This is a genomic window from Clostridiales bacterium (assembly GCA_025757645.1).
Lineage (GTDB): Bacteria > Bacillota > Clostridia > Oscillospirales > Oscillospiraceae > CAG-103.
Genome location: CP107216.1, coordinates 853,539 through 865,816, shown reverse-complemented (window position 1 = coordinate 865,816; position 12,278 = coordinate 853,539). Strand labels below are relative to the sequence as shown.

10 protein-coding genes are annotated in these 12,278 nt (G+C 67.2%); 4 read left to right on the top strand and 6 right to left on the bottom strand.

Annotation, left to right across the window (positions count from 1 at the left end; all coding sequences use genetic code 11):
• The first annotated feature begins 61 nt into the window (after positions 1-61).
• Positions 62-2,023, top strand: coding sequence for a ferrous iron transport protein B (feoB, locus tag OGM61_04015; protein ID UYI85247.1), 1,962 nt, complete (start codon positions 62-64; stop codon positions 2,021-2,023).
• A 57-nt stretch (positions 2,024-2,080) separates the two neighbouring features.
• Here the strand turns inward: feoB and OGM61_04010 are convergent, their stop codons facing one another.
• The 6 genes from OGM61_04010 to OGM61_03985 all read right to left on the bottom strand — a co-directional run bounded on the left by OGM61_04010 (position 2,081) and on the right by OGM61_03985 (position 9,399).
• A complete protein-coding gene (locus OGM61_04010) occupies positions 2,081-2,965 on the bottom strand; it encodes a PfkB family carbohydrate kinase (protein ID UYI85246.1) in 885 nt (294 codons plus the stop codon).
• Positions 2,962-5,367 carry a glycogen/starch/alpha-glucan family phosphorylase gene (gene glgP / locus OGM61_04005; protein ID UYI85245.1) on the bottom strand — a complete coding sequence of 802 codons (2,406 nt, stop codon included), beginning with the start codon at positions 5,365-5,367 and terminating at the stop codon, positions 2,962-2,964. The genes OGM61_04010 and glgP overlap by 4 nt, the downstream gene beginning before the upstream one ends.
• A 40-nt stretch (positions 5,368-5,407) precedes the next feature.
• A complete protein-coding gene (gene glgD, locus OGM61_04000; protein ID UYI85244.1) occupies positions 5,408-6,511 on the bottom strand; it encodes a glucose-1-phosphate adenylyltransferase subunit GlgD in 1,104 nt (367 codons plus the stop codon).
• Positions 6,508-7,686 carry a glucose-1-phosphate adenylyltransferase gene (locus OGM61_03995; protein ID UYI85561.1) on the bottom strand — a complete coding sequence of 393 codons (1,179 nt, stop codon included), beginning with the start codon at positions 7,684-7,686 and terminating at the stop codon, positions 6,508-6,510. The genes glgD and OGM61_03995 overlap by 4 nt, the downstream gene beginning before the upstream one ends.
• A 163-nt stretch (positions 7,687-7,849) precedes the next feature.
• A complete protein-coding gene (gene pth, locus OGM61_03990; GenBank protein UYI85243.1) occupies positions 7,850-8,437 on the bottom strand; it encodes an aminoacyl-tRNA hydrolase in 588 nt (195 codons plus the stop codon).
• Positions 8,437-9,399, bottom strand: a complete 963-nt coding sequence (locus OGM61_03985; GenBank protein UYI85242.1) for a ribose-phosphate pyrophosphokinase — start codon at positions 9,397-9,399, stop codon at positions 8,437-8,439. Before OGM61_03985 ends, pth begins: the two co-directional genes overlap by 1 nt.
• Between OGM61_03985 and OGM61_03980 the strand changes: the two genes are divergently transcribed.
• Genes OGM61_03980 through pyk form a run of 3 tightly spaced genes read left to right on the top strand, consistent with a single transcriptional unit; the run spans position 9,388 to position 12,162 of the window.
• On the top strand, positions 9,388-9,666 hold the full coding sequence (locus tag OGM61_03980) for a hypothetical protein (protein UYI85241.1): 279 nt from the start codon (positions 9,388-9,390) through the stop codon (positions 9,664-9,666). The genes OGM61_03985 and OGM61_03980 overlap by 12 nt on opposite strands.
• Positions 9,663-10,721 (top strand): SseB family protein, encoded by a 1,059-nt coding sequence (locus tag OGM61_03975; protein ID UYI85240.1) that lies wholly within the window; start codon positions 9,663-9,665, stop codon positions 10,719-10,721. Before OGM61_03980 ends, OGM61_03975 begins: the two co-directional genes overlap by 4 nt.
• Before the next feature lie 28 nt (positions 10,722-10,749).
• Entirely contained in the window at positions 10,750-12,162 is a 1,413-nt protein-coding gene (pyk, locus tag OGM61_03970; GenBank protein UYI85239.1) for a pyruvate kinase, read from the top strand.
• The last annotated feature ends 116 nt before the right edge of the window (positions 12,163-12,278 follow it).

Here is a 12,278-nt window from a genome sequence, read left to right as displayed (position 1 = left end):
ACAAGTCTACCGCATTTTGTCTGCGCATAGGCTGTGCTATCCGAAAAAAGGAGGCACGGCCATGATCCTCGCGCTCGCGGGCAACCCCAACTGCGGCAAAACGACGCTTTTCAACGCCCTCACGGGGGCAAACGCGCGCACGGGCAACTTCCCGGGCGTGACCGTCACGCGCAGCGAGAGCGTGTGCCGCGCGCGGCCGGAGATCACGCTCGTCGATCTGCCGGGCGTTTACGCGCTGCGGCCGTACTCGGACGAGGAGCGCGTCACGCGCAGCTATCTGCTCGGCGGCGCGGCGGACGCGGTCATCAGCATCGCAGACGCGACGTGCCCGGCGCGCAGCCTGTATCTGACGCTGCAGCTGCTGGAGCTGGGCGTGCCGGTCGTGCTGGCGCTGAACGTGATGGACGCGCTGCGCGCAGGCGGCGGGTCGGTGGACACGGCGGGGCTGGCGCGGGCGCTGGGCATCCCGGTCGTGCCGGTGAGCGCGGCACTGGGCGAGGGGCTCGACGCACTGCTGGACGCGGCTGTGCAGGCAGCACACGGCCCGCCGCCCGACCCGTGGCGCGCGCTGGTGTCCGGCCCAGTGCAGACCTGCGTGCGGACGATCGCGCGGCTGCTCGCCCCGGCGGCGCACGCGGCGGGGCTGCCGCCGGTGTTTGCGGCGACGCAGTGGCTCGACGGCGGCAGCACTCTGCACGCGCCGGCGGCCGAAACGGCGGCGGCGCGCATGGTGCGCGAGAGCGGCATGCCCCGCGACGAGGCGCTGCCCACGGCGCGCTTTGCGCAGGTGGACAGGCTGACGCGGTTTTTCACCCTGCCGCGGGCACTGCCGGCCAGCCGGCGCAGCACGTACATCGACCGCGTGCTCACGGGACGGTACACGGCCTACCCCGCGATGGCGGGGCTGCTCGGCGGGGTGTTTTATCTCACGTTTCATATCATTGGCCCGTGCCTGAGCCGCCTGCTCGCGCGCGGCATCGCCTGGCTGGCGGACGCGGCCGACGGCGCGCTCACGGCGCTGGACGCGGGGCCGCTGCTGCACAGTCTGGTGCGCGAGGGCGTGTTTGCAGGCGTGGGGAGCGTGGCGGCGTTTCTGCCGGTGATTTTGGCGCTGTTTTTCTTCCTCTCCCTGCTCGAGGACACGGGCTATCTCGCGCGCGTGGCCTTCGTAATGGACCGGCCGCTGCGGCGGCTGGGGCTGAGCGGGCAGAGCGCCGTGCCGCTGCTGCTGGGCTTCGGGTGCAGCGTGCCGGGGGTGCTGGCCGCGCGCACGCTGCCCACGCGGCGCGACCGGGCGCTGACGATCGTGCTCACGCCGTGCATGAGCTGCAGCGCGAAAGCGCCGGTCTACGCCGCCTTCGCGGCCGCGTTCTTTCCGGGGCGGAGCGCCGTCGTGTTTCTGGCGCTGTACGCGCTCGGCATCTTGGCGGCCGCCGTCGCAGCCCGGCTCCTCGGCCGGACGGCCCTGCGCGGGGAGGCGGCGTCCTTCGTCATGGAGCTGCCGGACTACCGCTGGCCGAACGCGCGCAGCGTGCTGCGGCGGATGTGGGTGCGGACACGCGAATTTCTCACGCGGGCGTTCACGATCATCCTCGCGGCGAGCGTGGGCGTGTGGGTGCTGCGGACGTTCACACCCGCGTGGCGCGTGGCGGCAAATGCCGGCGAGAGCCTGCTGGCCGTAGTGGGACAGGCGCTCGCGCCGGTGTTCGCGCCGCTGGGCTTCGGCGACTGGCGCGCCGCAACCGCGCTCGTGACCGGGCTGCTGGCCAAGGAGACGGTGCTGTCCACGCTCGGCGTGCTGCTCGGCGGCGACCTGACGGCGGCGCTGCCGGGCGTGTTCTCCCCAGCCGCGGCGGCAAGCTACCTCGTGTTCACGGCGCTGTACGCGCCGTGTGTGGCGGCGCAGGCGGCCATGCGGCAGGAGCTTGGCAGCAGGCTCGGCACGCTGGCCGCGGCGGCCGGGTCGTGCGCCGCGGCATGGTGCGCGGCGGCGGTCGTTTACCGCATCGCCATCCTGATATGAGAAAACAGCAGGCTTCCAAAACCGGAAGCCTGCTGTTTTTGCCGTTTTTGACCTGCCTCAGCCGTGGACGAGCGCACCGAGGTCGGGATTGTTCGTGCCGGGGTATTCGACCGTGGCCTTGCCGGCGCGCAGGGCGGCCGCCGCGCTCTCGCGCAGGTCGAGCCCCTGCAGATACGCCCAGACGAGCGCCGCCATGACCGCGTCGCCCCCGCCGGTCGTGTTGACCATGCAGGTGGGCAGGCACGGCAGGTGCACCAGCTCCTCGCGCGTACCGGCGAGGATGCCGTCGGCCCCCATGCTGAGAAACACGCGCTGCACGCCCTGCGCCAGCAGCGCCGCGACGATGCCCTCGGGCGTGGACTCGCCCGTGAGGTTCTGACCCTCGGTGAGGTTGGGCTTGAACGTGTGCAGCGCACCGAGCGCCGCGCGCATCCGCTCCGCCTTCGTGACGGAGACGGGGTCGGCAAAGAGCGGGGCGCTGCAGTGCGTGCCGAGCCAGGTGATGGTCTCGGCCGTCAGGTTGCCGTCGAGCACGACGGCGGCCGCGCTGTTGAGCACATCGAGATGGCGCTGGAGATACGCCGGCGTGATGGCGGCGGAGATGTCCGTATCGCACAGGCCGAGCTGCATCTCACCGCGCTCGTCCGTGATGTAGAGATACGTCGACGTGCGCCCGCCGGGCACGTCGAGCGCGCAGCTGAGATCCATGCCGAGCTCCACGCAGTCGTTGCGCAGGAGCTGGGCGTGTGAATCGCCGCCGAAGGCGGTGAGGAACTTGACCTCCACGCCGAGCAGGCGCAGGTCGTGCGCGATGTTGCGCCCGACGCCGCCGGGCGTGAGCGTGACGGCGCCGGGGTTGGAGTCGCGGAAGATGAGCTTCTTTTCCGGGCGGCCGCAAATGTCCAGATTCACGGCGCCGACAACACAGACATAGGGCTTCATGCGTGCACCTCCCAGATGCGCTCGGCATATTCGCGCACGGCGCGGTCGGCGGCGAAAATGCCGCTGCGGGCAATGTTGACGAGCGACAGACGCGCGCGCGCGGCGGAGTCTGCGATCGCGGCGTACAGCCGCTCATGCGTGGCGGCGTAATCATCAAAGTCGGCGAGGAGCAGGTACGGGTCGCCGCCGTAGAGCAGGCTGCTGACGAGGTCGGCATAACTCTCGCCGTCGGCATAGCCGCGGCTCATGCGCTCGAGCACGCGGCCCAGCCACGGGCTGCGGCGGACGTACGCCTGCGGGTCGTAGCCCGCGGCGCGCAGGGCCTCGGCCTCGTCGGCATGCAGGCCGAAGAGGAACATATTGTCCGCGCCGAGCTGCTCGAACATCTCGACGTTCGCACCGTCGAGCGTGCCGATCGTGACGGCGCCGTTCATCATGAGCTTCATGTTGCCGGTGCCGCTGGCCTCCTTGCCGGCGGTCGAGATCTGCTCGGACACCTGCGCGGCGGGCATGAGCATCTCGGCGGCGGAGACACGGTAGTTCGGCAGGAAATACACCTGCAGCTTCCCGCGGCAGACGGGGTCGGCATTCACATCGGCCGCGAGCGAGCACAGCAGCTGGATGATGCGCTTGGCCGTCGCGTAGCCGGGCGCGGCCTTGGCCGCAAACAGGAACGTGCGCGGCTGGAAGGGCTGATCCGGGTCGTCGTGCAGCATGAGCTGCAGCTGCGTGATGCGCATGGCGCACAGAAGCTGGCGCTTATACTCGTGCAGGCGCTTGACCTGCACGTCGAGGATCGCGTCGCTGTTGAGCGAGAAGCCGTCGGTGCGGAACACCCACGCGGCCAGCCGCTGCTTGTTGAGCGCCTTGATCTCCTCGAGACGGGCGAGCACGGCGGGGTCGTCCGCCGCGCGCTCCAGACCCGCGAGCTCCTCTGGGTGCAGGAGGTAGCGATCGCTGCCGAGCACGTCGCACACGAGCGCGTGCAGGCCGGGGTTGCACTGGGCGAGCCAGCGGCGGTGGTCGATGCCGTTTGTGACATAGGTGAAGCGGCTGGGGTTGAGCGCGCAGACATCGCGGAAGAGGTCGCGGCGCAAAATCTCCCCATGCAGGGCAGAAACGCCGTTGATGGTCTTACACGCGGCAAGGCAGAGGTTTGCCATGTGCACGCAGCCGTCCGCGATGATGAGGTTTCGCCCCACGCGCACATCGTCGCCGAAGCGGGCGCGCAGCTCGTCGCACCAGCGGCGGTTGATCTCGCAGATGATCTCCCACACGCGCGGCAGCTGGCTCTGGATGAGGCCCTGCGGCCACGTCTCGAGCGCCTCGGACATGACGGTATGGTTCGTATAGTTGACGCAGGCGGTGACGATATCCCACGCCTCGTCCCAGCCGAGGCCGTCGTCATCGAGCAGCAGGCGCATGAGCTCGGGGATGATGAGCGTCGGGTGCGTGTCGTTGATCTGGATGACGTGGTGCTCGGCAAAGTTGCGCACCGTGCCGTAGCGCGCGCGGTGGGCGCGCAGGATGCTCTGCGCCGTCGCGGAGACGAAGAAATACTGCTGGCGGATGCGCAGGGTCTTGCCCTCGATGTGGTCGTCCGCCGGGTAGAGCACCTTCGTGATGACCTCGGCCATCGTGCGCTGCTCGAGGCTCTGGACATAGCTGCCGGCGGCGAAGAGATACATGTCGAGGTCGTTCGGGCTGTGCGCCTCCCAGAGGCGGAGGGTGTTGACGCGCCCGTCGCCATACGGGGCGATGAGCATATCGCGCGGCACGGCCAGCACGCTCTCATAGCCGTGCAGCTCGCCGTGGTAGTGGCCGTAGGCGTCCCAGTGCGGCTCGACGCGGCCGCCGAAGCGCACCTCGACCGTGTCCTCATGGCACGGCACGAGCCAACTCGACGCGGCCGTGCGCCAGTTGTCCGCGACCTCGGTCTGGCGGCCGTCGACGATGCGCTGCCGGAAGATGCCCAGCTCGTAGCACAGCGAATAGCCCGTGGCGGGGATGCCCTCGGTGGCGAGGCTGTCCATATAGCACGCGGCGAGGCGGCCGAGGCCGCCGTTGCCGAGGCCGGCGTCCGGCTCGGTCTCAAAGATGTCGGCAGCGCTGCGGCCGAGATCCTCGAGCGCGCCGATGAGCGCGTCGCCGATGCCGAGGTTGAACGCGTCCTTCATCAGGGAGCGCCCCATGAGAAACTCCATCGACAGGTAGTGCACCTCGCGCTCGGGCGCGGTGCGGCTGTCGAACGTGTGCAGGCGCGAGAGGATCTCGCGGATGACGATGGCCGCAGCCTGAAAGACCTGCTCATCGGTCGCGTTCTCGGCCGTGACGCCGAAGTGTGCGCTGAGCTTGTCGGCAATGGCGCCGCGCAGCTCATCGCGGGAAATCTGATTGGTCATTGGCATAAAATCGAATCTTCCTTTTCTGGGTTCGTTCGGGTCAGAGCTCGCTGCCCTTGGGGATCACGATCGGCAGGGCCTCGCAGCCGGTGAGCGTGACGGCCGGGCCGATGCGGACGTTTTTGTCCGCGATGGCGTACTGCAAAATGGCGTCCGCCGCGATGCAGGTGTCCTGCATGACGATGCAGCGGCTCAGATGCGCCCCGCGCGCGACGCGCACGCCGCGAAACAGGATGCAGTCCGTGACCGTGCCCTCGATGAAGCAGCCGTCGGCCACAAGGCAGTTTTCCACGTGCGCGTGCTCGCCGTAGTACGTGCTCACGTCCGCGCGCTCCTTCGTGCGCACCGGGCGGTCAGCCGGGAAGAGCGATGCGCGCGCGTCCGGATCGAGCATATCCATGCTGGCAGCAAAATAGTCCGCGACCGCGTCCACGCGCACGGCGTAGCCCGTGTGCAGGAATACGTCCATCGTGCCGCCGCGGCCGAGGTATTCAAACAGCCCGTCGCGGTGGAAGTGGAAGCGGTTTTCCTGCGCGCAGAAATCGAGGATCGAGAGCAGAACGTCCTTATTGACGATGTAGATCTCCATGGCGGCGACGCCCGCGCCGGCCGACGCGCTCGTGATGAGCTTCGTGACGCGGCCGTGCGCGTCCGTGAGGTAGCGGTGGTGCTCTCCCGTTACGGCGCCGCCGCGGCAGATGGCCGTGATGCCGCAGCCGGAGGCGTCATGCTGCGCGATGGCGGCGGCAAGGTCGAGATTGCAGACGATGTCCGCCGGCATGAGCACGATCTCCGACTCCGGAATATTGCGCACGTAGGAAATGACCGCGTTGAGCGCCTCGGCCGTGCCGGTATAGTCGCCGCGCGTATTGACGCCGAACGGCGGCAGCAGGTGCAGCCCGCCGCTGCGGCGCGACAGATCCCACGCCTTGCCACTGCCGAGGTGGTCGAGCAGGGACTGATAGTCCCGCTGCATGATGACGCCGACGCTGTGCACGCCCGCGTTCGAGAGCGACGAGAGCGCAAAGTCGATCAGCCGGTAGCGCCCGCAAAACGGCAGCGATGCGTTCGTGCGGTAGCGTGTCAGGTCCCCAAGCCGCGGGGAGCTGTGATATGCGTAAACGATGCCGTGTACCTTGCTCATGCGTGCACCTCCGCTCCGTCATAGATCATGGCCCCGGCCGGGACCGTTGCCCCGGCGGGCACCGCCACGTCCGGGCCGACCGTGGCGACGCACCAGGCGTCCGTCCCGTCCGGCTGCGCGCCGACGTGCGCGCCCGCGCCGACGACCGTGCCCTCGCCGAGGATGGCATACTCCACCACGGCGCCCGGCTCCACGACGACGCCGGGGTGCAGGATGCTGTAGAGCACACGCGCGCCCGCGCCCACGGTGACGGAGTTGGAGAGCACGGAGTTTTCCACATGGCCCTCGATCGTGCAGCCCTCGGTGATGATCGAGTGCACGACCTCCGCCTGCCGACCGATGCTGTGCGGCGGGCGGATGGGGCTCTTGGCGCGGATGGGCCACTTCGGGTCATAGAGATTGATGAGCGTGGGCGAGAGCATATCCATGTTCGCGTCCCAGAGGCTGACGATCGTGCCGACGTCGCGCCAGTAGCCCTCGAACCGGTACGGCAGGAGCTTTTCCCCGGCGGCGAGCATCTTGGGGATGATGTTCTTGCCGAAGTCCTTGTCGGAGTTGGGGTCGGCCTCGTCCTCGATCAAATACCTGCGCAGCACCTTCCAGTCGAAGATGTAGATGCCCATGCTCGCAAGGTCGCTCTTCGGGTGGGCGGGCTTTTCCTCAAATTCCTCGATGAAGCCGTCCGGCCCGACGTTCATGATGCCGAAGCGCGAGGCCTCGTCCATCGACACCTGGATGACCGAGATCGTGCAGGCCGCGCCGGCCTGCTCATGCGCGCGGAGCATCCTGTCATAGTCCATTTTGTACACATGGTCGCCCGAGAGGATGAGCACGCAGTCGGGGTCATACATCTCGATGAAGTCCATGTTCTGATAGATGGCGTTGGCCGTGCCGGAAAACCACGACCCGCGCTCCCCCGCGCTCTGATACGGGGGCAGGATGTACACGCCGCCGTCGATGCTGTCGAGGTCCCATGCCTGGCCGCTGCCGATGTAGCGGTTGAGCAGCAGGGGCTGGTACTGCGTGAGTACGCCGACGGTGTCGATGCCGGAGTTGGCGCAGTTGGACAGCGGGAAGTCGATGATGCGGTACTTGCCGCCGAACGGGAGACTGGGCTTGGCGACCTTCGCCGTGAGGGCATACAGCCGCGAGCCCTGCCCGCCCGCGAGCAGCATGGCGATACAGTGTTTTTTCAAGGGATGCGCTCCTCCTTTTCTCCAGTTGCGAATAGATCAGGGGCCTCCCGCGCCTCGACCGGTTTCGCGTGCGGCCCGGCGGCAATGCCCCCACGGTCGGCTGCGGCGGTTCCAGTGGACGTGGGAAACCCCTGACAGGTGTTCAGTTAAAGCGGCTCATGGCGCGGTCCGCCCCGTCGCGGATGTAGACCGCGCAGGCCTCGGCCGCGCGCACGGCCGCGTCGTCCATGGCGGTCTTGTCCTCGCCGCGGAACGTGCCAAGCACCCAGTCGGGCATGTCATAGTCCGGGTGCGGGGGCGCGCCGACGCCGATGCGGATGCGGGGAAAGGCGTCCGTGCCGAGGCAGGCAATGATGCTCTTGAGCCCGTTGTGCCCGCCGGCCGAGCCCTTCGTGCGGATGCGCAGGCGGCCCGGCTGCAGGTGGATCTCGTCCGACACGACCAGGATATGCTCCGGCGGCACTTTATAAAACTTTGCCGCCGGCGCCACGGCCTCGCCGGAGTTGTTCATAAACGTCTGCGGCTTCATGAGCAGGACCTTCTGCCCGCCGAGCTCCGCCTGTGCCGTGAGCGCGTGAAAGCGCAGCCGGTCGATGTGCACGCCGCAGTCCTTTTCCACGACGTTCGCCGTGAGAAAGCCCGCGTTGTGCCGTGTATTCTGATACTTCAGCCCCGGGTTGCCGAGAAACACGACCAGCCACTGCACGCCGCCGTGATCGGAAAAAAACATCACTCGAACAGCGAGGAGATGCTCATCTCTTCATAGATGCGGTTGATGGCCTCGGCGAACATCGGTGCGACGGGCAGATAGTGGATCTTGTCGCAGGCCGGCTTGTCCTTCGGATACGGAATGGAATCGAGCAGGAGCAGCTCGTCGATGACGCTGTCGTTGATGCGGTCGATGGCCGGGCCGGAGAGCACGCCGTGGGACGCGCAGGCATACACTTCCTTCGCGCCGCCGACCTCAACGATGGCCTTGGCCGCGCCGCACAGGCTGCCGGCCGTGTCGACCATGTCGTCGAGCAGCAGGCAGGTCTTGCCCTCGACGCTGCCGATGATGTTCATGACCTCGGAGCTGTTGGCCTTTTCGCGGCGCTTATCCACGATGGCGAGGCCGAGGCCCATCTTCATGGCGAAGGAACGCGCGCGCGCCACGCTGCCGACGTCCGGCGAGACGACGACCATGTCCTCGCGGCCGTAGCCGAAGCGGCGCAGGTAGTGCGTGGCAAACAGCGGCGCACCGTAAAGGTTGTCCACCGGGATATCAAAGAAGCCCTGGATCTGCGCTGCGTGCAGGTCCATGGTCAGCACACGGTCGGCCCCGGCGACGGTGAGCAGGTTCGCCACGAGCTTGGCCGAGATCGGGTCGCGGGCCTTGGCCTTGCGGTCCTGCCGGGCATAGCCGAAATACGGGATGACGGCGGTGATGCGGCCGGCGGAGGCACGCTTCATTGCGTCGATCATGACCAGCAGCTCCATGAGGCTGTCATTGACCGGCTTGCAGGTGCTCTGCACGATGAACACGTCCACGCCGCGGACGGGCTCGTTGATGGAGATGGAGCACTCGCCGTCGGCAAACGCCGTGACCGTGCTCTTGCCCAGGGAGATGCCGAGGTTCTTGCAGATCATGTCCGCCAGGTCGGGGTTGGACGAGCCGGTGAACACCTTGATCTCTTTGCCGTGTGGAATCATATCGTAACTTCCTCTCTTTTTGAAAATCTCCGCGTCCTGCGTGCGGACGCCAAAACCCAAGTTTTCATACAAAATCATTATAGCAACATTTTTGCCGCTTGCAAAGAGAAACCGGCGATCTGCGGCAAGAAAATTTTTTTGCGCCCTACGGCAATGTTTGTGCAATCTGCCGCGGTGAATCGGCGCTTTGCATTTGGCGCGGGGTGTGTTATAATGGCGGCAAAGAAAACCAAGGGGCGCCCAGGGCCCCGGGAAGGAAGCATATGAGTAATTTTAACGATCTGTACGACCACGTCGCCGCCGACCGCTCGCGCGCCATGCAGCTGCTCGGCATTCAGGACATCCGCCGCAAGGCCGTGGCGGAGCTGCTGGCCGCCGGCGCCTACACGGAGCCGGACAACATCGACGACATGACCGACGCCGAGCGCGAGCAGCACAAGGCCGAGGCCGCCTACGGTCTCGGCCGCCCGCACATTCTCGAAGCGGCGAAAATGCCCGTGCAGGACGGCGACGAGACCTACGCCATCGCCGTGACCGCCACGAGCGAGCGCCCCAACTGCATCGCCCTGTGCATCCAGACGAAGCTCGAGGAGCTCTACGCCTCCGGCATCGTCGACCGCAGCGCCAATCACCGCCCGCGCCTGTTCGTCGTGGCCGCCAACGACCGCCCCGACGAAGACGTGCAGGGCCTGAGCACCGCGCTGGACATGCTGCGCGTGGCCTACCCCGATTTCCACATCGAGCTCAGCGAGCGCACGCCCGAGCAGGCCATGCGCGCCGCGCTGGCCGAGGATCTGCGCGACGCGCTCGACGCGTGCAAGATCAACGCCTCGAAGGAGAACTTCCAGCGCCTGGCCGCGACCATGATCGCGGCGCCGCTGTTCTTCCCCGCCCAGCGGCCCGAGGGCGAAGCTGCCCCGGCCGACGGCCAGCAGCACCTGCAGTTCGGCAAGGTGCGCACCGACGACGGGCGCACGTTCTTCTGCGCGTTCACCGACCGCGCGCGCCTGCTGCAGTGGCGCAACATGGGCAGCGTCGAGCTCGGCGTGAAGGACTACGCCCCGCTCGTGCTCTCCTCGAACGACACCGGCATCATCATCGACCCCGGCGTCGGCAGCGGCCTTGCGCTCACGCGCGAAATGCTCCAGACGCTCAAGGCCCAGCTCGAGTTCTTTGATCAGATGCGCAACACCGCGGCCGAAATGGGCGTCGACTTTGACGCCGACGCCGTGGCCGAGGCCGCCCGGAACATCACCGCCGCTGACGAGCCCGAGGGCCGCAACCGCAAGGAGCGCCGCTGGTTCGGCAAGAAGAAAAAGTAAACCGCAACATGCGGAGAGGGAGTCGGATATGAGAAAAACGAAGATCGTCTGCACCATCGGCCCCGCCTGCGACAGCGAGGAGACGCTGCGCGCCATGATGCTCGCGGGCATGAACGTCGCGCGCCTGAACTTTTCCCACGGCACGCACGCCGAGCACCAGGTGCGCATTGACCGGATCAAAAAGCTGCGCGCGGAGCTCGACCTGCCCATCGCCATCATGCTCGACACGAAGGGCCCGGAGTACCGCATCGGCACGTTCGAGGGCGGGAAGATCGAGCTGCACAACGGCGACACGTTCACATTCACGACCGAACCTGTCACCGGCAGCGCCGAGCGCGTGTCCGTGAGCTACGCCGGGCTTGCGCAGGATCTCGAGCCGGGCGACACCGTGCTCGTCAACGACGGGCTCATCGCCCTGACCGTCACCGCCACGACCGACACGGACGTCATCTGCCGCGTCACCGCCGGCGGCGTGCTCTCGGACCGCAAGAGCATGAGCTTCCCGAACAAGGTGCTCAAGCAGACGTTTTTGAGCGAGCAGGACAAGAGCGACCTGCTCTTCGGCATCGAAAACGACGTGGACTTCGTGGCCGCGTCCTTCGTGTCGCGCAAGCAGGACCTGGCCGACCTCAACGCCTTCCTGCGCGCCAACGGCGGCGAGGACATCTCCGTCATCGCCAAGATCGAGAATCAGCCCGGCATCGACAACATCGAGGAGATCTTCACCGAGTGCACCGGCATCATGATCGCCCGCGGCGACATGGGCGTCGAGGTGCCGTATGAGGAGCTGCCGAGCATCCAGAAGGAGCTCATCGGCAAGTGCCGCCTGCTTGGCAAGCGCGTCATCACCGCGACCGAAATGCTCGAGAGCATGACGCACAACATCCGCCCCACCCGCGCCGAGATCGCCGACGTGGCCAACGCCGTCTACGACGGCACGAGCGCCATCATGCTCTCCGGCGAGACGGCCGCGGGCGAGCACCCCGTCGAGGCGCTGAGCGCCATGGCCCGCATCGCCGAATACACCGAGGCGCACATCAACTACGCCAAACGTTTCCCCAAGACGCAGTTTGAGATCCACGACACGCTCGACGCCATCAGCCACGCCACGTGCGGCATGGCCATCGACATCGGCGCGAAGGTCATCACCGTCTGCTCCATCACGGGGCGCACCGCGCGGCTGATCTCGCGCTTCCGCGGCCCGACGGACATCATCGGCCTGACCACGAACGAGCGCGCCTACCGCAAGCTCGCCCTCTCATGGGGCATCACGCCCGTCATGAGCGAGGTGTACGAGAGCACCGACGTGCTGTTTTACCACGCGCTGCAGGTCAGCCGGCAGGTGATGCAGCTCGAAAAGGGCGACAAGGTCATCATCACCGGCGGCATCATCAACGGCCGCAGCGGCAACACGAACACCATCAAGGTCGAGTACGCATAAGGCTGCCGGGGTGTGCGGCGGGTACGCAGCGCACCCCGGCACACGGCCGCGCCAAGGCCGGCCGGACAGCCGCAGCGCGCCGCACCGAAGGGGCGGCCTTGGCGCGCCGCAGTCGA

What these genes read in the sequence shown, in the direction of transcription:
- feoB (UYI85247.1), top strand. Translation starts at nt 62, where the DNA reads ATGATCCTCGCGCTCGCGGGCAACCCCAACTGCGGCAAAACGACGCTT.
- OGM61_04010 (UYI85246.1), bottom strand. Translation starts at nt 2,965, where the DNA reads ATGAAGCCCTATGTCTGTGTTGTCGGCGCCGTGAATCTGGACATTTGC.
- glgP (UYI85245.1), bottom strand. Translation starts at nt 5,367, where the DNA reads ATGACCAATCAGATTTCCCGCGATGAGCTGCGCGGCGCCATTGCCGAC.
- glgD (UYI85244.1), bottom strand. Translation starts at nt 6,511, where the DNA reads ATGAGCAAGGTACACGGCATCGTTTACGCATATCACAGCTCCCCGCGG.
- OGM61_03995 (UYI85561.1), bottom strand. Translation starts at nt 7,686, where the DNA reads ATGCTGCTCGCGGGCGGGCAGGGCTCGCGGCTGTATGCCCTCACGGCG.
- pth (UYI85243.1), bottom strand. Translation starts at nt 8,437, where the DNA reads ATGTTTTTTTCCGATCACGGCGGCGTGCAGTGGCTGGTCGTGTTTCTC.
- OGM61_03985 (UYI85242.1), bottom strand. Translation starts at nt 9,399, where the DNA reads ATGATTCCACACGGCAAAGAGATCAAGGTGTTCACCGGCTCGTCCAAC.
- OGM61_03975 (UYI85240.1), top strand. Translation starts at nt 9,663, where the DNA reads ATGAGTAATTTTAACGATCTGTACGACCACGTCGCCGCCGACCGCTCG.
- pyk (UYI85239.1), top strand. Translation starts at nt 10,750, where the DNA reads ATGAGAAAAACGAAGATCGTCTGCACCATCGGCCCCGCCTGCGACAGC.